The organism is Arthrobacter oryzae (assembly GCF_030812315.1).
Classification (GTDB): Bacteria; Actinomycetota; Actinomycetes; order Actinomycetales; family Micrococcaceae; genus Arthrobacter; species Arthrobacter oryzae_B.
The window spans coordinates 92,848-116,007 of sequence record NZ_JAUSSM010000008.1 but is presented as its reverse complement, the minus strand read 5'-3'; the positions used below and the strand labels follow the sequence as shown (position 1 = coordinate 116,007).

Here is a 23,160-nt window from a genome sequence, read left to right as displayed (position 1 = left end):
GGCCGGGGCACTAGGCCGCGTCCGGTTCGAACTTCTGCCATGCCGCATCACGGCGCCCTGCCCAGCCGCACAGCGTTCCCCGGCCGACCAGCTCCGAGAGGAGTTCCGCCAGTCGGTACCCGGGCTGGGCCATGACCGCCTGGTCCAGCAGTGCGTGCGCGAACGAGCCCCGGCCGCGGCACCACTCGATCCACCCCCGTGCCGTCAGCGAGGCCGCGCCGCTCTCTCCCCCGCCGGCCGCACCCAGCTGCACCAACACGGCCTCCAGCGTCCGCATCCGGTCCCACCGGGGTGACGCCGGCGCCAGCCCCAGCAGTACATCCCCGTACCCGGGAACGGCATGGGCTGCATCGTCCGCAGGGCAGGCTGGCGGGCGCGCCCCACGCGGCAGCCCGCCAACCTGCTGTCCTTCAACCGGCTGCCCTTCGACCGGCGGCAGGACTGCCTGCAACCCGGTGTCGGGATCGAAGATCCCGAAGTCCTCGGCTCCCTGCTCCGCTGCTTGCCGGCCGGCCGCACTCATCACCAGCACCGCATCCCGCCAATGGGGGACGCACAGCGTAGCCCGCAGGTACCCTGCCAGCTCGGCCGGAAGGTGTGCTCCCGCGTCCGCGGCCAGCACACACTCCCAGGCATCCAGAATGGTCGCGAACTGGGAACGGCTACCCCGGCGCTCAACAAACTTCCCGGCCCAACTTTCTTCGGATTCCATCACGGACAGGTCGGCGCCAGCTCCCTCGAACCGGGCACAGGCTGCGCGGACAGGATCCTCCCCCACGCTGCTTCCGCGGAACACCATCTCTGCATTCAGCCTGCTGTCCCTGATTTCATCCACGGAGCGGCCGGGGAACGGACAGCAGGAGGGATCGAAGCAGTACGCGTTCCGCCAGAAAGCCTCGCCGACGTACCAGGCGTCGCGGACGGGGAGCCCGGATAATTCCAGTTCGACCTCGAGGGCTGCCAGCAGCCACGCCAGCGTCCCCTCCACCGGGGCCCCGGCAGGGACGCTGCCGGGGGCAGTGTCCACGCAGGCAAACCACCCGTCGTTGCTGAAGAGCACCAGGAGGGCGCCGTCGGCGTCGTGATCCGCTTCCAGGTAGTCCCTGACCGTGCGCGCAAACCGAAGCAGCCCCGAACCCGAGTCAAGGTCCGGCAAGTCCACGCGAAGGGTGGCGCCAAGGCGCTTACCCTGCATGGTCATGGCCACCAGGCTGTTGGCCGGCCAGTAGCCAAGTGAATGGGGAATGAAGCCCAGGATGTCCTCGGGTCCGGTGATGATCAGTCGTTCTGGAGGTGTCATGCATCCAGACTGGAGCGGCCGGCGGCCCGCTGGCAGGGGTCGCTTCGCGTATGTGGAAAACCGGTTTTCAGTGCCCTACTCGGCGCGGCGGCGTTCCAGGTTTCGCCGGCGCTGCTGCGCGAGGGCTTTGAGCAGGGGCGGCACCACGACGCCCTGGGCGGCCATCTGGCGCCGGACCTTCCGTCGGGTGATGATGATCGCGCCCGCGCCGATGCCGATCAGCACGAACTGGACGCTCAGGGCAATCCGGAACGGATCGAGGCCGTACAGCTCGCCCCTGGAGAAGCCGCTGGCGTGGAGGACGTCAAGCACGACGCCGACGAGGTAAATAGCCACCAGCGCGGCAATGAATCCGCCCACGTTGACGATCCCGGTGGCGGTTCCGATCCGGTGGGCCGGATTGAAGGTGCGGGCGAAGTCGAAGCCGATCATGGAGCCTGGCCCGCCGATGGCCAGCACGACCACGAGCCCGGCGAGCATCCAAAGGGGTGATCGGCCCGGCATAAGCAGCACAGCGGCCCAGGCCGCAGCGGTGGTGGCTGCGATCAGGAGCACCATGGTGGAGCGCCGCAGCGGATGCCGGGAGACGAACCTGCCAATCAGCGGTCCCGCCGCGATGGCCGCGGCGACGTATACGGCCATCAGTCCGGACACGGTGCCGGTGTCAAGGCCCTGTGCGGAGATCAGGAAGGGGTAGCCCCAGGTCATGGCAAACACCGTCCCGCTGAACTGGATGGTGAAGTGGCTCCACAACCCCAGCCGGGTGCCGGGTTGCCGCCAGGCGCTGGACAGGGATATGCCGGTGGCCTTCAGTCCCTGGCCGGGTTCAGGGCGCGGGTGGCCGGGCGGCTGGTCCTTCAGGGCAGCCAGTACCAGAACGACGGCGAGCGCGGACATCGCCGCGAGGGTCAGGAATGCGGGGGTCCATCCGGCCGAATGAAGGATCATGGCGAACGGGACCACGCTGAAGAGCTGCCCGAGCTGGCCGGACATTCCGGTCAGCTGTGTGATGAGCGGAACCCTGGCCGGGGCGAACCACAGGGGTATCAGCCGGATCACTGAAATGAACGTCATGGCGTCTCCGGCACCCACCAGGACGCGGCCAAGCACCCCGCCGGGAATATTGTCCGCAAAGGCCAGCTGAAGCTGGCCAAGCCCCATCAGGACGGCTCCCCCGGCGATCATGGTCCGTGATCCCAGGCGGTCAACCAGGACCCCTACCGGGATCTGCAGGCCGGCGTAGACCAGGAGCTGCAACACCGTGAAGAAGGAGATCTCAGCTGCGGTGGCGTGGAACCGTTCCGTCGCCTCGAGGCCAACGACCCCAAAGGACGTGCGCTGGCTGACGGCCACGAGGTACGCGAAAATCCCGACGGTCCAGATGAGCCAGGCGCGGGGTGCAGTCACCTACCTATTATGCCTGCGGCAGGAAAATAGGATTTATTGTCCGGGTTCTTTACGGGCGAGGTAGGCTTCCACGGCTGCACCGAGCGCGTCAGCGTTGGGAAGTTCATCGTTTTCGTCTGCCAGCAGTGAGCGGCGGACCGTCCCCTCCGCCTTTTCGTCGTAGCGGGTCTCCAGGCGGGACACCACCTGCTGCACTTCCTCGGATGCCTCAAGCTGTTCGGCGATCTGCCGCCCCACTTCACGTCCAGCCTCACGCAGGCGGTCGGATGGCAACATCAATGATGTGGCCGCACCCAGGTATTCAAGGCCGGCAACGGCGGCGTTGGGGTATTCGGCTTCGGCGAGGTAGTGCGGGACGTGGATGACGTAGCCGGCAATGTTGCGGCCGGCCTCCGTGAGGCGCAGTTCAAGGATGTGACCCACAGCCGCGGGAACTTCCACCGTGGGCTTCCAGACGGAGATTCCCTCGATGAGCTCAGGGCGGTTGCCGTGGACGGTCACGCCAACCGGCCGGGTGTGGGGAACGGGCATCGGGATGGAGTGGATCCACGTCACCAGGTTCACGTCGAGGTGCTCGACGATCCGGACGACGGCGCGCGCGAACCGTTCCCACTGGAGGTCGGGCTCGAAGCCGGCCAGGAAGAGGTACGGATTCCCCAGCCCGTCGACCAGCCGGTAGAGGGCCAGCTTCGGGGCCTGGTAGTCCTGGAGGTGATCCTCGACGAAGGTGACGTGCGGACGGCGCGAACGGTAGTCAATCAGCTGGTCGGCATCGAAGACGGCAACCGGCTCCGAATCGAGGGTGTCCAGCAGTTCGGCGGTGATCTGCTTGACCACGTGGCCGGCGTCGGCGAATCCCGTAAAGCCCATCACCAGATTGAGCCCGCGGAGTGACGGGCTGTCGAACAGCTCGGCGTTGCTCACATAGAGAGCGTCGGGGTCCAGCAGGGAGCCGGAAATCCGTTCAAGCACGGCATGTTCCTTTCGAAGTGGCGGCGGAGGCGGGGTGCGTCAGCACCTTAGGGGCGGCAACCCAATGGGCAGGTTCAGTGGCACGTGCGCCAAGGAATCCGCGCAGATCCGCCGGATATTTCTTACAACGCACCGGTCGCCCGAAGCATTCCGCACCCGAACCGTTCCACCGGCGGTGTGTTGCAGGTCTCATGGGATTCAGCGGTCCCCAGGCGGAGAGACTACGATCGGAACTGGCCCTACGGACGGCCTTGCAGACACCGGGTTGCGTCTCAAGCCGACGATGGCCGGTTTCCCATGGCGGGGCGCCCAACATGCGCTTCCTGCCGAAAATCACAGAGAATTGAGGACTGATCCTCGTGGTCAAGAATACTGAAATCAAACTTAGCGTCATTGCGCGTGACGTTAAGAAGTCGCCCACGGATGCTCTGGTCATTGGAGTGGCGCAGGGGCCCGACGGTCCCGTGCTGCTGGACAACCCGCTGACGGCCAAGTCCGCCGAGGCCATCGCGGAGTCCCTGAAGGTTCTTGGCCTGACCGGCGCGGCCGACCAGGTCCACAGGCTCCCCGGCCTTCCCGAAGCCGGCGCGGCTGTCCTGGTACTGGCCGGGGTCGGCAAGCCGGGGGCCGGAAGCAAACTCACGGAGGAGGCCCTGCGCCGCGCGGCAGGCTCCGCTGTCCGCCAGCTTGCCGGCCTCAGCACCGTCACGCTGGCGCTTCCGACGGCGTCACTCGCCGACGTAGCGGCCATCGCCGAAGGCGCCGCCATGGGTTCCTACTCGTTCACCGAGTACCGCTCAGCCGCTAACGGCCGCAAGGATCCGGTGCAGAACGTGGTGATTTCCACAGACTTCGCCGGTAACAAGGACCTGCAGCCGCTGCTGAACCGTGCCGCCCTGATCGGGAAGGCCGTCAATGCCACGCGCTCGCTGGTGAACCAGCCGCCCAGCCACCTGTTCCCTGAGTCCTTTGCCGATGCCGCCAAGGAACTCTCCAAGGGCTTGCCGGTCAAGGTCACCGTGTGGGACGAGAAGCGCCTCGAAAAGGAGGGCTTCGGCGGAATCATGGGCGTCGGCAAGGGATCCACCCGGCAGCCGCGCCTGGTCAAGGTGGAGTACGCGCCGTCCAAGGCCACCGCCAAGATCGCCCTCGTGGGCAAGGGCATCACCTTTGACACCGGCGGCATCTCCATTAAGCCCGCCCTCGGCATGGGCGACATGAAGAGCGATATGGCGGGCGCCGCCGTCGTGCTTAACACCGTGCTGGCGATCGCAGGCCTCGGCCTGCCCGTTAAGGCCACCGCGTGGCTGTGCATTGCCGAAAACATGCCGTCGGGCGCCGCGCAGCGTCCGGCGGACGTCCTCACCATGTTCGGCGGCAAGACTGTCGAGGTCCTTAATACGGATGCCGAAGGCCGCCTGGTCATGGCGGACGGCATCGTGGCCGCCAGCCAGGAGTACCCGGACGCCATCATCGACGTCGCGACCCTGACCGGCGCCCAGCTGATCGCACTGGGCAACCGGACCGCCGGCGTCATGGGCTCGGACAGCGTCACCGGCCCGCTGAAGACCGCGGCCGACCGCGCCGGCGAGCTGGTGTGGCCGATGCCCCTGCCGGACGAACTCCGCGCCAGCCTCGACTCCGAGGTGGCGGACCTGGCCAACATTGGTGAGCGCCACGGCGGCATGATGACCGCTGCAGTGTTCCTGCGTGAATTCGTCGGCAAGGGCAAGGACGGCGAGCAGATTCCGTGGGCCCACATCGACATCGCGGGCCCGTCCTTTAACAACGGCAGCCCCTACGGCTACACCCCGAAGCAGGGCACGGGCTGCACGGTCCGCACGCTCGTGGCGTATGTAGAAGACGTCCTGGCGGCCTCTGCCTAAGCGTCCGCACGAGTCATACGCGGCTTTGTGGCGGAGTCCATGATCCGTCGGCCACAAAGCCGCGTGACACTCGACACAAGCGCTCCACAAACGCCGTGACAAGGTGGAGCATGGATAAGTGGTTCGCTAAGGTGAACTGCGGTAGTCACAAATGCAAGAGAACCGGCCTGCTGGCATAATCACGGCAGAGCAAGTTCCAAGACCAGATGATGCGTACTCTCGTGTCATCGTTCACGCGAGGGAGCGTCTAAGTGGCCGATCAGGCAACTGCGCAAGAATTCGACATCCTGGTACTCGGCGGTGGCAGCGGCGGTTACGCCACAGCCCTCCGCGCTGTTCAGCTTGGCCTCACTGTAGGCCTCGTGGAGAAGGGGAAACTCGGGGGCACCTGCCTGCACAACGGCTGCATCCCCACCAAGGCACTCCTGCACTCCGCTGAGCTCGCCGACCACGCCCGCGACTCCGCGAAGTACGGCGTCAACGTCACACTGGACAGCATCGACATGAGCGCTGTCAACGCTTACAAAGACGGCATCGTCGCCGGCAAGTTCAAGGGCCTGCAGGGCCTAATCAAGTCCAAGGGCATCACCGTCATCGAAGGTGAAGGCAAGCTGCAGGGCACCGACACCGTTGTCGTGAACGGCACGGCCTACAAGGGCAAGAACATCGTCCTGGCCACGGGCTCGTACTCCCGTACGTTGCCGGGGCTGGAAATCGGCGGCAAGGTCATCACCTCCGACGAAGCACTGACCATGGACTACATCCCCAAGAGCGCGATCATCCTGGGCGGCGGCGTCATCGGCGTCGAGTTCGCCTCGGTGTGGAAGTCCTTCGGCGTGGACGTCACCATCGTTGAAGGCCTGCCGTCGCTGGTCCCGAACGAGGACGCCGCGATCGTCAAGAACTTTGAGCGCGCGTTCAAGAAGCGCGGCATCAAATTCTCCACCGGCGTCTTCTTCCAGGGCGTTGAGCAGAACAACGACGGCGTCAAGGTCACCCTGGTTGACGGCAAGACCTTCGAAGCCGAACTGCTCCTCGTGGCCGTCGGCCGCGGACCGGTTACCGCCAACCTTGGCTACGAAGACGCCGGCATCACCATTGACCGCGGCTTCGTCATCACCAACGAGCGCCTGCACACCGGCGTCGGCAACGTCTACGCCGTGGGCGACATCGTCCCGGGCGTCCAGCTGGCCCACCGCGGCTACCAGCAGGGCATTTTCGTGGCCGAGGAAATCGCCGGCCTGAAGCCCGTCATCGTTGAGGACGTCAACATCCCCAAGGTCACCTACTCCGAGCCCGAAATCGCCACTGTGGGCTACACGGAGAAGGGCGCCAAGGAAAAGTTCGGTGACGACCAGGTGGAAATCCAGGAGTACAACCTTGCCGGCAACGGCAAGAGCTCCATCCTCGGCACCGGCGGCCTGGTCAAGCTGGTCCGCCAGAAGGACGGCCCCGTGGTGGGCGTCCACATGATCGGCTCCCGTATGGGTGAGCAGATCGGCGAAGCCCAGCTGATCGTGAACTGGGAAGCTTACCCGGAGGACGTGGCACAGCTGCTGCACGCGCACCCGACCCAGAACGAGGCCCTCGGCGAGGCCCACCTTGCCCTCGCGGGCAAAGCCCTCCACGGGTAGTAATTCCGCCCCGCACCACCGCAAGAACACTGAGCTTAGTGCACCCGGCATGATCAGCAGGGTGCACTAAGCTCGAACAAGGCAGCAATCATCCGCACTAAAGATCAATAAGGAGAACGGGGACGACATGTCTGAATCCGTTAACTTGCCCGCCCTCGGTGAGAGTGTCACCGAAGGAACCGTCACCCGCTGGCTCAAGCAGGTAGGTGACCGGGTAGAGGTGGACGAGCCGCTGCTCGAGGTTTCCACCGACAAAGTAGACACCGAAATCCCCTCTCCGATTGCTGGCGTGATTGAGGAAATCCTCGTCGCCGAAGATGAGACCGCCGAAGTCGGCGCCCCGCTCGTCCGCATTGGTGACGGCTCTGGTTCGGCCGGTGCTTCCGAAGAAGCAGCTCCCGCAGAGCAGGCGCCGGCCGAAGAAGCACCCGCCGCTGAAGAAGCACCCGCAGCTGAAGAAGCTCCCTCCACCGAGGCGCCGGCACCGGCTGAGGCCCCGGCCGCGGAAGCAGCTCCGGCCGCCTCCGGCGAGGGCCACGAAGTTACCCTTCCTGCCCTCGGCGAATCCGTCACCGAAGGCACCGTGACCCGCTGGCTCAAGGCCGTCGGCGACTCCGTCGAGGTCGACGAACCCCTCCTCGAGGTATCCACGGACAAGGTGGACACGGAGATCCCGTCTCCGGTTGCCGGCACCCTGCAGGAAATCCGTGTCAACGAGGACGAGACCGCCGAGGTTGGGTCCGTTCTTGCCGTTATCGGCTCCGGTGCAGCCGCACCTGCTGCTGCACCGGCCGCACCGGCTCCGAAGCAGGAGGCTCCCGCAGCCGAAGCTCCGAAGCAGGAGGCTCCGGCCGCCGAGGCCAAGGCCGAAGCACCCGCAGCACCCAAGCAGGAAGCCCCGGCAGCTCCGGCACCGGCAGCCGCAGCTGCTCCGGCCGCTGAAGCAGCATCGGCCGAGTCCGGCTACGTCACTCCCCTGGTGCGCAAACTCGCCAACCAGCAGGGCGTGGACATTTCCTCCCTCACCGGCACCGGAGTTGGCGGCCGCATCCGCAAGCAGGACGTGATTGCTGCCGCCGAGGCGAAGGCAGCTCCGGCTCCCGCCGCCGCGGCACCGGCATCGGCCGGGTCCAAGCAGGAAGCCGCGGCCTCGTCCCTGCGCGGCACGGTGCAGAAGGCACCGCGCATCCGCCAGGTCATTGCCCGCCGCATGCGCGAGTCCCTTGACGTCTCCACTCAGTTGACACAGGTCCACGAAGTGGACATGACCAAGATCGCCAAGCTGCGCCTCAAGGCAAAGAACTCCTTCCAGGCCCAGAACGGCGTGAAGCTGACCTTCCTGCCGTTCATCGCCAAGGCAGTGGCAGAAGCGCTGAAGCAGCACCCGAAGGTGAACGCTGCCTACGACGAAGACAAGCAGGAAATCACCTACCACAACGCCGAGCACCTGGCCATCGCCGTGGACACGGACAAGGGCCTCCTGGTTCCGGTCATCTCCGATGCGGGCAGCCTGAACCTCGCCGGCCTGGCCGGCAAGATCGCCGATGTCGCAAGCCGCACCCGCGACGGCAAGATCGGCCCGGATGAGTTGTCCGGCGGAACGTTCAGCATCACCAACATCGGTTCTGTCGGCGCACTGTTCGACACCCCGATCATCAACCAGCCGCAGGTGGGAATCCTGGGCACCGGTGCGATCGTCAAGCGCCCCGTGGTGGTCACCGATGAAAACGGCGACGACTCGATCGCCATCCGCTCCATGATGTACCTCTCCCTCACGTACGACCACCGTTTGGTGGACGGCGCCGATGCAGGACGCTTCCTGCAGACCCTCAAGGCCCGCCTTGAGGCCGGCGCCTTCGAGGCCGACCTGGGGCTCTAAGCCCAGCAGGGCAACCAGCTTCAAATAACGGCGGCGGCGCAGGACCCGGTGGACAAACCACCGGTGCCTGCGCCGCCGCCGTTTGGTTACCAAATCGTCGCCTTGCCGTCCCGCGGGGCTTACTACGAAGCGTAGAACCCTCTGGCTAGACTGGCCCCATGGACATCGTTTATAACATCATGGTCTTCCTCCACATCGTCGGCGCAGCGATGATTGTCGGCATCTGGATCGGCAACATGAAAAAGCCCACGGTGCACCCCCGCCAGTTCGACGGTGCTGCCCTGCAGCTCATCACCGGCATCGTGATGATGGGGCTCATCCCCGCACTGGACATGGACGCCAACTATTTCAAGCTCGGCATCAAGTTCGCCATCGCGCTGGCTGTCGCCGTGCTGGCCTTCATCGGCCGCCGCAAGTACAAGAAGGACGAGCCGATCAGCAAGGGCCTGGCCCACAGCGTGGGCGGCCTGGCGCTGCTGAACGTTGCCATCGCCACCCTCTGGCAGTAACTGCTTCAACAACCTCGGCACCACAACGACGGCGACGCTCCCCGGCCGGGGAGCGTCGCCGTCGTCGTTCACACCTGAATCTGCGGGCCTGAAACAGGCGGGAAAGTCGCAGGCGCCCCAGTCCCCGGCCGGTCAGTCCCGGGCGATGCAGAATTCGTTGCCTTCGGGGTCATGCATGACGTCCCAGTGGAAATCGCCGATGTCATGTCCTTCCACAAACACAGCCCCCAGCGATTCAGCATGGGCGCGCAGGCCGTCCGGATCGGGGCCGTGGACATCAAGGTGCAGCCGACGCCGTCCCGGAGTGGCATCAGGGACTTCCTGGAAGGCCAACTGCGGCGCCCCGGGCGATGCCGGCTTCAGCCAGACAAACTGGTCAAAGCGTGCGGAAACGGAAGTGCCGAGCAGCGCCGCCCAGAATCCCGACAGCTCTTCGGCGTTCGCCGCGTTGACCATGATGGCGGCGATCCGCGCCTGCGGTGAAATCTCGGCGGCCTGGTTCCTGCGGCGTTGGGTTCCCATGGCGCCAGTGTAGACGGTCATAATCCTCTGACAGCGGACAGCCCGTGCGCCGCGGGTCCTGAATCCATAGGATTGATCCGGAAGGTTTGGGCGGAAGCCCGAACCGGATCGAATCTAAGCTGAGGAGTGGACATGGCAGCAACACGCACCGCGCACACCGTATGGAACGGCGACCTGATCGAGGGGTCCGGCAACACCACGCTGGACAGCTCCGGCCTGGGCACCTACGCCGTCACGTGGAAGGCCCGTACCGAGCAGGCCGAAGGCAAGACCAGCCCCGAGGAACTGATTGCCGCAGCGCACTCAGCCTGCTTCTCCATGGCCTTCAGCAACATGCTGGCGCAGGCCGGGCACACGCCGGAAGAGGTGCACACCAAGGCCGATGTCACCTTCAAGCCGGGCACCGGCATCACCGGCAGCCACCTGACCGTCAGCGCCAGGATCCCGGGCATTTCGGAAGAGGAATTCCAAAAGATCGCAGCGGAAGCCAAGGTCGGCTGCCCTGTCTCCGGCGCCCTGGCCAGCATTGACATCACCCTGGACGCCACACTCGCGGCTTCCTAGGCCTGCGCGGCGCGGCGCATCCCTAGGGAAAGCCGCATTACCGCACGGCAAAGGCCCCGTTTCCTGCCCTGACGATCAGGGCAGGAAACGGGGCCTTTATGTGTCCAGGCAGCAGGCTGGCTCAGTCCTTGCTGCTGCGGGCAGGCAAGGGGCCCGGAAGCAGCCGCCGGTAGCCTTCCCGGAGTGGCGGCCGGTCCGTGGGAAGTTCCTGGATCATTTCCTTCAGGGCACCGATGCCGTACTCCAGCTGGGGGTCCCTGCCTGCGGCGTAGGCATGCGGCGGGAACGTCACCTCGATGTCCGGGGTCACGCCGAAGTTCTCGACACCCCAGCCCACTCCCCCGCTGAACCAGGTGGCGTAGCGCGGCTGCGTCACCCCGGTTCCGTCCGCGAGGGAGAAGCGGTTATCGATGCCCACCACGCCGCCCCAGGTACGGGTGCCGATGACCGGACCGATGCCGCGGAGCTTGGACACCTGTGTGATGATGTCCCCGTCCGAACCGGCAAACTCATCCGTCAAGATCACCACCGGCCCGCGCGGCGCGTGATGGGGGTAGGTCCGGGGCTTTTCGCCGCGGGGCATGCTCCATCCCGTCACCTTGCGGCCGATGAGCTCGGCAACAAGCTGGGACGTGTGGCCGCCGCGGTTGCGGCGGACATCCACGATAAGTCCGTCCAATGCTGTCTCGGTGTCAAGGTCGCGGTGCAGCTGCGCCCAGCCGTTCGCCATCATGTCCGGGATATGGAGGTAGCCGTACGTTCCGCCGGACGCTTCACGGACCGTCCGCCGGTTGCCGGCAACCCACTCCTGGTAGCGGAGGCGCTCCTCGTCCTTGACCGGCACCACGGCAATGCGGCGCTGATCGCCTGCCGCGTCGCCGTGGGCAGCGCCGTTGCGAAGGGTCAGCTCCACGGCCCGTCCCGCCGCACCGACGAGCTGCATGGCAGGAGTCAGTGATTCAGACAGCTCCACCCCGTCGATGGCGAGCAGGATGTCCCCGGGCTTGGCGTCCGCTCCCGGCCTGGTCAACGGGGAGGTTGCGAGCGGGTCCGAGGATTCCCCCGCCAGGATGCGGATGATTTCCCAGCCCGCTCCGGTGAAAGCCAGGTCCGCGCCCAGGCGGCCCTGTCCGTTGCTGCCGTTTTCGGTGACTGCAACCGGACGCACGTAGGCGTGGGATGTCCCGAGTTCACCGTGCAGCTCCCACAACAGGTCCACGAGGTCATCATGCGAACCCAGCCGGTCCACGATGGGGCGGTACCGGCTGTGCACTGATTCCCAGTCCTGTCCGGCCATGTCCTCGGTCCAGAAGAAGTCACGCTGGAGCCGCCAGGCTTCGTCAAACGCCTGGCCCCACACGCTCAGCGGATGCATGAGCACGCGGATGCGGCTGACATCCACCTTCACCAGCTGGCCGGAGTCCTCGTCGGCCTTGGCGTCTGCGGGCACCACCCGGATCTGCTTGTCCTGCAGGAAAACCACTTTCGTGCCGTCACCGGACACACGGTAGCTGTCCAGGGCCTCCACGAGGGTGGCCGTCTTGCGCTTGGCCATGTCAAAACGCACCAGTTCGGGTGCGGCGTCCTTGTCGTCAGTCGTGGCCCGGCCGTCGCCCGTGACGCCGGCGAGTGCGTTGTCCAGCCAGAGCAAAGCGCCCGGCGTAGCTTCGAGGGCCGAATAGTTGCCCTGCGGCACCGGGACTCCGATCACCCGGTGGGCCAGTCCTTCAGCATCCACCCGGACGGCAGGCACGCGGAATCCGTCTTCGCCGGCATCCGTAGCGGTTTCGACGTCCGGCCCGTCCACGAGGTCTACCGAGGGGCCAAACGGCGACGGCGTGTCGGCTGCGAGCGCCACCAGGTAGGGCTTGATGGGGCTGGGGAAGGACAAATCAAAGGAGTGTCCGTCGTAGACAGGGTCAAAACTCCGGTTCGAGAGGAACGCGATGAACCTGCCGTCCGGGGTGAAGGACGGCGAGGCGTCGCGGAAGCGCCCGTCCGTGACGTCCACGATCCGGAATTCCGGATCGTCCACCCGGACGATCCGAAGCCGGCTCCGTGAGCCAAAGGACGTGACCGGCTCGGACCATCCGAGCCAGGCCGAGTCCGGCGACCAGCACAGCCCGTCGATCGTGCCCTCGCCGATGCTGGTGACGAGCTTAATGGTCCCGGTCCGGGTGTCGGCCAGGTAGACGTCGCCAAAGGACGTGCCCACAGCAAGCGTGCGGCCGTCCGGGCTGGCCTCCATGGCACTCGCCCGGGTTGATTTAGGGAAATCGATCTTTTTGAGGCGCGCGGCCCCGGCGCCACGTCCGGGGAGGGCCGCATCAGCCGGCGCTCCGCCCGCGACGTCACCAGCGCCTTCAGCACCCGGTGCTGCTGCGGTGTTCCGGTCTGCGGTGTTCTCGCCGGCGGTGGTTCCGCCGCCTTTGGTTCCGCCGGCGAGGGGAAGGGAGTCCGTCGCAGAGTCATCCCCTGCGGGCGACTCGACGCCCGAGCGGTTCATCCCCGAGGCCGGGACGGGCTTTGGCAGCGGCGTTCCCGGTTCCTGCCCGGCTGCCTGCTGGGGCCGCGCGGCCGGTGCTGCCTGCGCACTCGCCACTTGTGGAGCGATTTCGTTGATGTACAGGGCCTCCACGCCGTCGTGGTCGGCGACGTAGGCAATGCGGCCTTCGCTCAGCGGCCTTGGCAGGCGGGCCCGGACGCCCGGCGTGGCCTCCACAACCCGCGAGGGTCCGTCCTTGTGGCGGAGCCAGTGGATGGTGCCGTGCGCCTCCACTGCGCTGGAGGAACCCGTGTGGTCCGGAATCACAGCGCCGAGGTGGCCGGCGGTCTTCAGGAGTGCAGGCCTGCGCCCCTGGGAGGCCGATCCCAGCGAAATGTCGAGCTTGACGGCGTCGGAACCAAGGTCAGGAACCAGCCAGAGCTCGCCGGCGGATTCGAACACCACGCGCTTGCCGTCCGTGGCGGCATGGCGTACATAGAAGTCTTCGTGGTCGGTGTGGCGGCGCAGTCCGGTGCCGTTGGGGAGCACCGAGTACAGGTTGCCGTAGCCTTCGTGGTCGGAAAGGAAGGCCACCCGTCCGTCAACCCACATGGGGTCCGCGAGGTTGCCGTCCAGTTCCGGCACGAGCCGTTCGAACTCGCCGTTGCCGTCGGCATCGATCCAGAGCTTTCCGGCGGTTCCGCCCCGGTAGCGCTTCCACCAGGCGGGCTCGCGGGAGAGCACACTGGCCACCACCACGGGGCGCTCATCGCCGATCTCAGGGCCGAAGGCAACCGATTCGACGGGTCCGTAGGCCAGCTCCTGCGACCAGCCGCCTTCCAGCGGGACGCTGTATGCATGGGTGTGGCGGCTTTCGGCCTGCCGGAACGCGCTGGTGACGAGTACGTCGCCGGCCGCGGTGAAGCCCTTCACCCTGGTGGAGCTGTGGCCGAAGTACGTCAGCTGCCGGTACCCGCCGCCGTCGACTTCCGCGGTGACAACTTCCGGGGCCGTCCCCTGCACCACGGTCCATACCAGCCGCTTGCCATCGGGCGTGAAGCGGGGGTTACGGGCGGGGAGCTGAAGGGAGGATACGCGCCAGGCGCGGCCTCCATCCAGGGGTGCAATCCAGACGTCGTCCTCGGCCACAAAGGTGACCAGATCGCCGTGCAGATGCGGGAAACGAAGGTAGCTCGAAGAGGTCATCGTTCGATCATAGTCAAAGTCGGCGGACCGCTCGGGAGGTGCTGCGGCCGTGCCGGGCATGGTGAGATGGATCATGCGAATCATCATGGCCGGCGCCTCAGGCCTCATCGGAAGCGACTTGTCCGCCCATTTGCGTTCGGGCGGCCATGAGGTCATCCGGCTGGTGCGCAGGGCACCGGCAACGGCCGACGAATTCCGATGGGATCCTGCGGCCGGGCAGCTTGATCCCGCCCGACTTGAGGGCGCCGACGCCGTCATCAACCTGGCCGGTGCCGGGATCGGAGACCGTCCGTGGACCCGGCGCCGAATTGATGAGCTGTTCCACTCGCGGCTGGACCCCACGCGCACCCTGGCCGCGGCGATGGCGAAGCTGGAGCAGCCGCCGCAGGTCTTCATCAGCCAGTCAGGCTCGAACTATTACGGTGACCGCGGTACTGCCGTGCTGCGCGAGAACTCGCCCAACGGCAGCGGCATCATGGCACGGATCTGCAACGAGTGGGAAGCAGCCGCACACGGGGCGCCGGCTGGCGTCCGTGTTGTCACGCCCCGGACGGGGGTGGTCCTCAGCAGGTCCGGAGGGGCGCTCGGACGGCTGCTGCCGTTGCTCCGGCTGGGTGTCGGCGGCCCGCTGGGAAACGGCCGGCAATGCTGGCCGTGGCTGACACTGCCTGACGTGTCCTCCGCGTTCGGTTTCCTGCTGGCGGCCCCGTTGGCCGGCCCGGTCAACCTTTGCGCCCCGGAAACCGCGGACGTCAATACCCTGGTTGCCCGGCTTGCCGGCGCACTCCACCGGCCGGCCCTTTTCCGGGTTCCCGCACCGGTGCTGCGGCTGGTCATGGGAAAACTGGCCGATGAACTCCTGCTGGGAAGTCAGCGCATGGAGCCTGCGTTGCTGGCCGACGCCGGATTCGAGTGGCAGCATCCTTCCCTGGCCCAGGCAGCGGCCTGGGCCACCGGCAGGGATCAGACGTAGTGGCAGCTAGGCCGCAGGCAGGATCTCCTGGATCCGCCAGCGCCCGCCGGATCTGACCAGGACCAGGCGGAGCCGCTGCTCCGGACCGGCGGCTTCCACTGCCACGACATTTCCGCCGGCGTCTGTCTCCCGGTACGCAGAGGTTACCGCTGTGATTGCGACGACGGCCCGCGAACCCGAGCCGCCAGGCTCTGCCTCGGCACGCGTCAAGGTGGTGCCGAAGCCGGCCAGGACATGCCCTGAATCACGGAGCCTACCGCTGATCCTGGCGTCGGCCACGGCGGCCGGGGAATTCTCGAGATTGACCTCGTCCAGGAGCTCGAGCTTTCCTGAGCTGAAGGCAGCAGACCTAACCTGCGCCAGTCCCCGGGCCGCCTCTTCGGGCTTTGGCGAAAGCGCCAGCTGCCTGGCCGCCGCGGAAACCGGGTCGCCTGAGGTCCCCGGCAGGACATCTTGTGCCAGCACTGACGGCGCACGCGCCGACTCCGGGGCGGCTGCCTGCTGTGGCGCTGTCAGGATCCACGCAGACGCGAGTCCCGCGCAGGCAAGCGCTGCCACCGCAGCGCGGAGCCACCGCCGTCTTCCGCCGGCATGCCTGCCCGGGGCGCGGACCCTCCGTCGGGCGGGGCCGCCCGGGGAGCCCAGACGGCGCCGCCAGGCGCGGAGTTTCGCCGCGCGGCGGGCGATTCGGGACGGCGGAACGTTGCGGCGCGTCAGCAATTGGGGCAGCACCGTGGGGTGGACTGCGCCGGCAAGGTCCACCGGGGCAGCGTCCGCGCTGCGGTAGATGGCAGCCGCAAATTCCAAGGCCGTCGGACGTTGGCGACGGTCCTCCTTCAGGCCTGCTTCCAAAGCGGAAGCGAGGGCGGCAGGGACACCAGGGACCAGAAGGGACAGCGGCGGACGGCTCAGGCCGGGCTCCGGCGCCTTCCCTGTGAGGCAGTACCAGCCGACGGCTGCGGCTGAGTACACATCCCGCTCGGGCTGCAGCCCCGCTCTCAGCGCGTCCACCGGCGCCGGGTCCAGGAACCCATCAGTGCCGGCAGGGAACGGGACCGACGCGTCACCGACCATGCGCGTGATGCCGAGGTCCGCCAGCAGGGGCTTGCCGTGAGCGGTGAACAGCACGTTGGCGGGCGCAACATCAGAATGCATGAAGCCCTTTCCGTGCAGGTAGCCCAGGGCCTGGGCGATGGGCGTCAGGACCGTTACGGCCTCGCCTACGCTCAGCGCACCGCGGCAGGTGACGAGCTGGGCCAAGGATCCGCCTGCCGCGTAGTCCATGACCAGCCCCAGGCTGCCGTCGGCTGCACCGCGGAGCCGGACCACATCGTGCGCCTTCACCAGGTGGTCATGATCCAGTACGGAGAGAATCCTCAGTTCACGGCGTACGTTGTCCTCCCCGTCCCGCCCCGTGCCGGGAACACCGGCGTCGGCCACGGGTGCGTCGAAGCACTTCACCGCAAACTCGCGGAGGGTCCGTTCCTCGCGGACAAGCCACACGCTGGCGCTTCCGCCCCGGCCGAGTTCACGCCCCACGACATACCCCGGAACTTCGGGGGCCGCTCCCGGAGGCTGGCCGCCGACCGCATCGCGGGGTGCCACCACCGCATCAGCCGGTGCCGCATCACCGTCGTAAGCGCCGCCGTCGTGCTCGAATTTCTCCATACCCAAGGAATAGCGGAAACGGCAGGATTCCGCAGAAGTTATCCACAGGCACCGGCGCCCTCCGGCGGCCGCCGGTGAGAGGTTAAACACAGAATCGGGTACCACGGCGGACGGGGTCTAAGCTGGATGCCATGACTCTTGAGTTTTCCACGCTGGGTCTTGCTCCGGATTTCGTTGATTACATGAAGGGCTGGGATATCCAGCGCGAACTCCATGACAAAGTCGTCGCAGCTGAGACGCCCAGCACAGTCCTGCTCCTCGAGCATGCCGCCGTCTACACGGCCGGCAAGCTCACTGAAGACCACGAACGGCCGTTCGATGGGACACCCGTCGTAGCCGTCGACCGCGGCGGCAAACTGACCTGGCACGGACCCGGCCAGCTGATCGCGTACCCGATCCTCAAGCTTAGGAACCGGTCCGGCATCCGCGATTACGTGGAGCGGCTCGAAGCCGTCATGATCGCGGTCATGGCCGACTACGGCATCAACGCCGAGCGCATCAAGGGACGCGCCGGCGTGTGGATCAAGGCGGACAGCAAGGGGCCGGACCGCAAGATTGCCGCGATCGGCATCCGGGTGCTGGACGGGGTCACAATGCACGGTATCGCCATCAACTGCAACAATGATCTGGCACCGTATGCCCAGATCATCGCCTGCGGCATCACCGACGCCGGCGTCACCACGATGTCGATCGAAGCCGGCAGGGACATCAGCCCCGGCGATATCGCGGACCGGATCGTGGAAGAATTCCGCAAGCACGAAGAAGCACTCGTTTCAAGCCCCGAAGGAGCTCTACTGTGACACTGGCACCAGAAGGCCGGAAGATGCTGCGCATTGAGCAGCGAAATGCGGCCACTCCGGTGGAACGTAAGCCGGATTGGATTAAGGCCAAGGTCCAGATGGGCCCGGAGTTCGTCCAGCTCAAGAACCTGGTCAAGAAGGAAGGCCTCCACACCGTGTGTGAGGAGGCCGGCTGCCCGAACATCTTCGAGTGCTGGGAAGACAAGGAAGCCACCTTCCTGATCGGCGGCTCCGAGTGCACCCGGCGCTGTGATTTCTGCCAGATCGACACCGGCAAGCCCTCCCCGGTGGACATGTTCGAACCCACCAAGGTGGCCCGCTCTGTGCAGGCCATGCAGCTGCGCTACGCCACGGTCACCGGCGTGGCCCGCGACGACCTCGCCGACGAGGGCGTCTGGCTCTACGCCGAAACGGTCCGCAAGATCCACGAACTGAACCCCGGCACCGGCGTCGAACTGTTGATCCCGGACTTCTCCGGCAAGCCCGAACACATCGAGGCGATCTGCGATTCCAAGCCCGAGGTCTTCGCCCACAACGTCGAAACCGTGCCCAGGATCTTCAAGCGCATCCGCCCGGCGTTCCGCTACGACCGCTCCCTTGACGTCATCACCCAGGGCCGCAAGTTGGGCATGGTCACCAAGTCCAACCTGATCCTGGGCATGGGCGAAACCCGCGAGGAAATCTCCGAAGCCCTGCAGGACCTGCACGACGCCGGCTGCGACCTGATCACCATCACCCAGTACCTGCGCCCGTCCGAGCGGCACCTCCCGGTGGACCGCTGGGTCAAGCCGCAGGAATTCGTCGACCTCGCCACCGAGGCCGAGGAAATCGGCTTCCTGGGCGTCATGAGCGGCCCGCTGGTCCGGTCCTCCTACCGCGCCGGCCGGCTCTGGGCCACCGCAATGCGCAAAAAGGGCTGGGAAATCCCCGCAGAACTCGCCCACATCGAAAGCTCCGGCAGCACCCGCCAGGAAGCAAGCTCCCTAATCGCAGCACACTCCTAGGGTCTTTCGTAACAAACGTGCCTGAGGGCCGGAACCGGAGCACTCCGGCGTCCGGCCCTCAGGCATAAATCACGTAGAATTAAGGCACTATGGCGAATTCCCCTGATTCCAGCAAACCGACTCCGGCAGCCTCCGACGCTCCGAAGCGTGGCCTCTTCTCTCGCAAGCCGAAGGAAGCCAAGGTCAAGAAGCCCAGCAGGCTGAAGCAGATCAACGAAGTCTTCCAGATGACGCGCCGCCATGATCCCATGGTGGTCTGGCTCATGCTGCTGTCCTTCCTGGGCGTCGTAGCTGTCAGCTTCCTGGTGGGCTACCTGCTCGAAAACTGGATCACGGGCCTGATCATCGGCATCCCGCTTGGTCTTCTTGCCGCCACGCTTATCCTCTCCCGCCGCGCTGAGCGGGCCGCCTTCGCCCAGATCGAGAACCAGCCCGGTGCCTCCGGCGCCGCCCTCGGCACGCTGAAGCGCGGCTGGATCACCGAAGACCAGCCCGTCGCCGTCAACCCCCGCACCCAGGACGCCGTATTCCGCGCCATCGGCCGCCCCGGCGTCGTCCTCGTCAGTGAGGGCCCCACGCACCGTGTCAGGCCGCTCGTCGATGCGGAACGCAAGCGCCTGGCGCGCATCCTGCCCAACGTCACCGTGCACGTGATCGAGACAGGCCGCGGCGAAGGCCAGACTCCCATCAGCCAGGTCGCCAAGAAGATGAACAAGCTGGACAAGGAACTCACCAAGCTTGAAGTGAGCGCGGTGTCCAAGCGCATTTCCTCGCTGGGAAACCGCCTCCCCATCCCCAAGGGAATCGACCCCTACAAAGCCCGGCCGGATCGCAAAGCCGCCCGCGGCCGCTAGCAGCACCGTTAACGCCCCGGCGTCCGGCCATCCGGCCGGCAACCGGGGCGTTTGCTTTGGGACAACCACCACCAGCACCACTATCACGAGCGAAAACGGAGAACCGTGAAACTGCCCTCGAAATCCGCCGTCATCCGTCTCTTCCGGATACTCGCCATTGCCGAAGCGTTCAGCTGGGCGGCCCTCCTGACCGGAATGTACTTCAAGTGGGTGGCCAGGACGTCGGAGTTGGGTGTGGAGATCGCCGGCCCGGTTCACGGTGCCCTGTTCATCGGATACGGCGTAGCGGCGCTGGCCCTGTGGCGGTTGCAGCGGTGGCCGTTCCTGGTGGCGTTCTTCGCCGGGCTCTCCGCGGTGTTTCCGTTCGCCACGATCCTGTTCGAACGCTGGGCGGGCAAGCGCGGTTACCTGACCCCGGCCGCCAGCGGACAGTCCGTTGCCCGGGAGCGCGAGAGCGCCGGGGTCTGACCGGATCCTTGGCTGCAACCGGCGCCGGGGTCTGACCGGATCCTTGGCTGCAACCGGCGCCCGGTAACGGCCAACCCTGCAGCGGCCGGTCCGGCCGGGTTACATCCGGACGAGGATGGTGTTCATTGCCTTGTCGTGCAGGCCCCGGTGATCCGGGTCAAAGATGACCGCCGGGATGACCAGGCACAGGAGTACGGTGCGGACCAGTGCGGCCAGCGGCCCAGCCGGAGCGCCGCCCAGGCGCACAACGTGGATTCCGACGAGGCGGTGGCCGATGCTGTAGCCCAGGGTTCCGATGAGGAGGGCCTGCTCGGCCGCGAACACGGCCAGCGTTGCCCACGGGTCGCCGCCGAAGGCGAAGTTGCTGATCAGGAGCGCCAGGCCCCAGTCGACGCAGATGGCAAGGATCCGGCGCCCCGCCCGGGCCATCGAGCCAGGTCCCGTCTCGGGCAGGCCGAGCCGTTCGCCGGGGTATTTGGAAATGCCGGACGTGTCCGGACCACTGAGCCACGAGCCTATGTCTTTGCGATCAACCACAGATCAAGACTATCCGCTGCAGGAAGTCCTCTGAAAAGTGCCCGGCGAAGTTCACAGTATGGATGCGGATGGACCACAGTGTGGACACCGTATAGCGTTTACATATCAGGCGGTTATGTAACCTGCCGGAAACAAAGCGGACACGGACGGGAAACCCCGTGTCCCTAGGGTGGTAACAGTTGCTAGCGAGCTGGGAGCGGGGGCACTTTTGTGTTTTCGCGCCGTCGGATTGCGCTGGACCATATGGCTTTACAGCCAGTTATTACTTATGCGTAAGGAGCATAGATGTTCAAGACTGCGGACGAAGTCCTCAAGTTCATCAAGGACGAAGATATTAAATTCGTCGATATCCGCTTCACCGATCTTCCTGGCGTGCAGCAGCACTTCAACGTGCCGGCCAAGAGCGTTGATGCAGACTTCTTCATCAATGGCCAGCTCTTTGACGGTTCGTCCATCCGCGGTTTCCAGGGCATCGCTGAGTCCGACATGCAGCTCATCCCAGACGTCACCACGGCGTTCCTGGACACGTTCCGCATGGAGAAGACCCTCGCGCTGAACTTCTCCATCGTGAACCCCCGCACCGGCGACCCGTACCACCGCGACCCCCGCGGCGTGGCCGAGAAGGCTGAAGCCTACCTCGCGTCCACCGGCATTGCGGACACCGCATTCTTCGCTCCCGAAGCCGAGTTCTTCGTGTTCGACAACGTCCAGTACCAGTCCTCCCCGCAGGGCAGCTTCTACAAGATCGACTCCGAAGAAGCCCACTGGAACACCGGCCGCGAAGAAGAAGGCGGAAACCTCGGCTACAAGACCCCCGTCAAGGGCGGCTACTTCCCGGTTTCCCCCACCGACAAGCAGGCCGACCTGCGCGACGCCATGTGTGTCGCCCTGGACGAGGCCGGCCTTGAGGTCGAGCGCAGCCACCACGAGGTCGGCTCCGCCGGCCAGGCTGAGATCAACTACAAGTTCACGACGCTGACCCACGCGGCTGATGACCTGCAGAAGTTCAAGTACGTCGTCAAGAACACCGCTGACGCCTGGGGCAAGTCGGTCACCTTCATGCCCAAGCCGGTCTTCGGCGACAACGGCTCAGGCATGCACTGCCACCAGTCGCTGTGGAACGGCGGCGAGCCGCTGTTCTACGACGAGAAGGGTTACGCCGGCCTGTCCGACATGGCCCGCTGGTACATCGGCGGCCTGCTGAAGCACTCCTCCGCTGTCCTCGCCTTCACCAACCCGACGGTTAACTCCTACCGCCGCCTGGTCAAGGGCTTCGAAGCTCCGGTCAACATGGTTTACTCGCAGGGCAACCGCTCCGCCGGTATCCGCATCCCCATCACGGGTTCCAACCCGAAGGCCAAGCGCATCGAATTCCGCGCTCCGGACCCCTCCTCGAACCCGTACCTGGCATTCGCTGCCCAGCTGATGGCCGGCATTGACGGCATCCGCAACCGCATCGAACCGCCGGCTCCCATCGACAAGGACCTCTACGAGCTTCCGGCCGAAGAAGCCAAGGACATCCCCAAGGCTCCGGGCACCCTTGAGGAAGCCCTGGACGCACTGGCCGAGGACAACGAGTTCCTCCAGGCCGGCGGCGTGTTCACCCAGGACCTGATCGACACCTGGATCGAGTACAAGTACGAGAACGAGATCCGTCCGCTGTCGCTGCGCCCGAACCCGTACGAGTTCGAGCTCTACTACGGCGTCTAGTCACACCGCGGGCCTAACAGCGTTTAGTAGTCCGCAGAAAGCCCGCATGTGCTGCTTCGGCAGCATATGCGGGCTTTTTTGTACCCAAACGCAGGTAATACACCGCATCGCCTCTCCGCCGGGATCAAGCGGGACGCCGCGGCCGCCCTCGGCCGCCCTCGGCTGCGTGCGGGCCGGCTCAGAACGCCCGGTACATGGTACGTTGCGGCCCGGCGTTGCCGCCGAGGTATTGCCCCCGGTCTTCAAATCCGGCTTTGCGGTATGCCGCCTGCCCGGCGGGGTTGCGTTCGTTGACGGAAAGTACGACGCCGGTCTCTCCCCCGCCCAGCCTGGCCGTCAGTTTTGCCGCCTCCCGGACGGCGGCAGCAGCTGCCAGGGTGCCCAATCCCTGGCCCTGGCGGACGCGGTCGATAAGGAATCCCCGTAGGAGCCACACTGTGTCGTCGTCAGCCCAGCCGGCCAGCGAAGCCGCCCCGCGTTGGAGCGTGAACACACCGACGGCTTCACCGACGGCGTCCACCACATATGGGTACCGTGAATCCTCTTCCAGCGCCACGAGCATCATGCGCAGCGGATCCCCCGCGAAGTCCTGCTGTCCCTCCGCAAGCGCCAGTTCTGCGACTTCGCCGAGCTTGATGGCCCGTGCGTCGTCGTCAAGGTCTTTCAGGGCGATGAGCCACACGGAATCAGGCATGGACCGAGCCTACCCAGAAACAACGACGCCGGCCGCCACCTGTCGAGGTGACGGCCGGCGTCGTTGTCTGGTTCAGTACGCGGCGGTT

The 23,160-nt window shown here is 66.0% G+C and carries 19 protein-coding genes; 11 read left to right on the top strand and 8 right to left on the bottom strand.

The window, feature by feature from the left end:
* Nucleotides 1-10: 10 nt before the first annotated feature.
* The 3 genes from J2S97_RS16455 to J2S97_RS16445 form a co-directional block, all read right to left on the bottom strand.
* Nucleotides 11-1,300, bottom strand: a complete 1,290-nt coding sequence (locus J2S97_RS16455) for a DUF4192 family protein (RefSeq protein WP_307051024.1) — start codon at nucleotides 1,298-1,300, stop codon at nucleotides 11-13.
* A 75-nt stretch (nucleotides 1,301-1,375) separates the two neighbouring features.
* Nucleotides 1,376-2,707, bottom strand: coding sequence for an MFS transporter (locus J2S97_RS16450; protein ID WP_307051023.1), 1,332 nt, complete (start codon nucleotides 2,705-2,707; stop codon nucleotides 1,376-1,378).
* 33 nt (nucleotides 2,708-2,740) lie between these two features.
* The gene (locus tag J2S97_RS16445; RefSeq protein WP_307051022.1) at nucleotides 2,741-3,679 is read right to left on the bottom strand and encodes a proteasome assembly chaperone family protein; all 939 of its coding nucleotides are present in this window, start codon (nucleotides 3,677-3,679) and stop codon (nucleotides 2,741-2,743) included.
* Nucleotides 3,680-4,038: 359 nt separating this feature from the next.
* Between J2S97_RS16445 and J2S97_RS16440 the strand changes: the two genes are divergently transcribed.
* The 4 genes from J2S97_RS16440 (at nucleotide 4,039) to J2S97_RS16425 (ending at nucleotide 9,587) form a co-directional block, all read left to right on the top strand.
* Nucleotides 4,039-5,565, top strand: a complete 1,527-nt coding sequence (locus J2S97_RS16440) for a leucyl aminopeptidase (RefSeq protein ID WP_307051021.1) — start codon at nucleotides 4,039-4,041, stop codon at nucleotides 5,563-5,565.
* 251 nt (nucleotides 5,566-5,816) lie between these two features.
* On the top strand, nucleotides 5,817-7,199 hold the full coding sequence (gene lpdA, locus J2S97_RS16435) for a dihydrolipoyl dehydrogenase (protein ID WP_307051020.1): 1,383 nt from the start codon (nucleotides 5,817-5,819) through the stop codon (nucleotides 7,197-7,199).
* A 127-nt stretch (nucleotides 7,200-7,326) separates the two neighbouring features.
* On the top strand, nucleotides 7,327-9,078 hold the full coding sequence (sucB, locus tag J2S97_RS16430; RefSeq protein WP_307051019.1) for a 2-oxoglutarate dehydrogenase, E2 component, dihydrolipoamide succinyltransferase: 1,752 nt from the start codon (nucleotides 7,327-7,329) through the stop codon (nucleotides 9,076-9,078).
* Nucleotides 9,079-9,236: 158 nt separating this feature from the next.
* Nucleotides 9,237-9,587 carry a hypothetical protein gene (locus tag J2S97_RS16425; protein WP_307051018.1) on the top strand — a complete coding sequence of 117 codons (351 nt, stop codon included), beginning with the start codon at nucleotides 9,237-9,239 and terminating at the stop codon, nucleotides 9,585-9,587.
* A gap of 132 nt (nucleotides 9,588-9,719) precedes the next feature.
* Here the strand turns inward: J2S97_RS16425 and J2S97_RS16420 are convergent, their stop codons facing one another.
* A complete protein-coding gene (locus tag J2S97_RS16420; protein ID WP_307051017.1) occupies nucleotides 9,720-10,109 on the bottom strand; it encodes a VOC family protein in 390 nt (129 codons plus the stop codon).
* 132 nt (nucleotides 10,110-10,241) lie between these two features.
* On the opposite strand from J2S97_RS16420, the gene J2S97_RS16415 reads away from it, so the two are divergent.
* Nucleotides 10,242-10,673 (top strand): OsmC family protein, encoded by a 432-nt coding sequence (locus J2S97_RS16415; RefSeq protein ID WP_307051016.1) that lies wholly within the window; start codon nucleotides 10,242-10,244, stop codon nucleotides 10,671-10,673.
* 121 nt (nucleotides 10,674-10,794) lie between these two features.
* Here the strand turns inward: J2S97_RS16415 and J2S97_RS16410 are convergent, their stop codons facing one another.
* Entirely contained in the window at nucleotides 10,795-14,364 is a 3,570-nt protein-coding gene (locus tag J2S97_RS16410; protein WP_307051015.1) for a S41 family peptidase, read from the bottom strand.
* 73 nt (nucleotides 14,365-14,437) lie between these two features.
* Here J2S97_RS16410 and J2S97_RS16405 point away from each other — a divergent pair, with 73 nt between their 5' ends.
* Nucleotides 14,438-15,337: a TIGR01777 family oxidoreductase gene (locus J2S97_RS16405; protein ID WP_307051014.1), complete on the top strand. Its 900-nt coding sequence runs from the start codon at nucleotides 14,438-14,440 to the stop codon at nucleotides 15,335-15,337.
* A 6-nt stretch (nucleotides 15,338-15,343) separates the two neighbouring features.
* Here J2S97_RS16405 and J2S97_RS16400 read toward each other — a convergent pair whose 3' ends face one another.
* Nucleotides 15,344-17,005 carry a serine/threonine-protein kinase gene (locus tag J2S97_RS16400; protein WP_307051013.1) on the bottom strand — a complete coding sequence of 554 codons (1,662 nt, stop codon included), beginning with the start codon at nucleotides 17,003-17,005 and terminating at the stop codon, nucleotides 15,344-15,346.
* 131 nt (nucleotides 17,006-17,136) lie between these two features.
* Here J2S97_RS16400 and lipB point away from each other — a divergent pair, with 131 nt between their 5' ends.
* The 4 genes from lipB to J2S97_RS16380 all read left to right on the top strand — a co-directional run bounded on the left by lipB (nucleotide 17,137) and on the right by J2S97_RS16380 (nucleotide 20,131).
* A complete protein-coding gene (gene lipB, locus J2S97_RS16395) occupies nucleotides 17,137-17,805 on the top strand; it encodes a lipoyl(octanoyl) transferase LipB (protein ID WP_307051012.1) in 669 nt (222 codons plus the stop codon).
* A complete protein-coding gene (lipA, locus tag J2S97_RS16390) occupies nucleotides 17,802-18,809 on the top strand; it encodes a lipoyl synthase (RefSeq protein WP_307051011.1) in 1,008 nt (335 codons plus the stop codon). The genes lipB and lipA overlap by 4 nt, the downstream gene beginning before the upstream one ends.
* Nucleotides 18,810-18,898: 89 nt before the next feature.
* Complete coding sequence (locus tag J2S97_RS16385) at nucleotides 18,899-19,663, top strand: DUF4191 domain-containing protein (RefSeq protein ID WP_307051010.1); 765 nt, start codon at nucleotides 18,899-18,901, stop codon at nucleotides 19,661-19,663.
* A 111-nt stretch (nucleotides 19,664-19,774) separates the two neighbouring features.
* A complete protein-coding gene (locus J2S97_RS16380; RefSeq protein ID WP_307051156.1) occupies nucleotides 19,775-20,131 on the top strand; it encodes a DUF3817 domain-containing protein in 357 nt (118 codons plus the stop codon).
* A 99-nt stretch (nucleotides 20,132-20,230) separates the two neighbouring features.
* On the opposite strand, the gene J2S97_RS16375 is transcribed toward J2S97_RS16380, so the two are convergent.
* Nucleotides 20,231-20,668, bottom strand: a complete 438-nt coding sequence (locus tag J2S97_RS16375) for an RDD family protein (RefSeq protein WP_307051009.1) — start codon at nucleotides 20,666-20,668, stop codon at nucleotides 20,231-20,233.
* Between the two features lie 285 nt (nucleotides 20,669-20,953).
* Here J2S97_RS16375 and glnA point away from each other — a divergent pair, with 285 nt between their 5' ends.
* Nucleotides 20,954-22,378, top strand: a complete 1,425-nt coding sequence (glnA, locus tag J2S97_RS16370) for a type I glutamate--ammonia ligase (protein ID WP_307051008.1) — start codon at nucleotides 20,954-20,956, stop codon at nucleotides 22,376-22,378.
* A 178-nt stretch (nucleotides 22,379-22,556) separates the two neighbouring features.
* Here the strand turns inward: glnA and J2S97_RS16365 are convergent, their stop codons facing one another.
* On the bottom strand, nucleotides 22,557-23,072 hold the full coding sequence (locus tag J2S97_RS16365; RefSeq protein ID WP_307051007.1) for a GNAT family N-acetyltransferase: 516 nt from the start codon (nucleotides 23,070-23,072) through the stop codon (nucleotides 22,557-22,559).
* Nucleotides 23,073-23,160 lie beyond the last annotated feature (88 nt).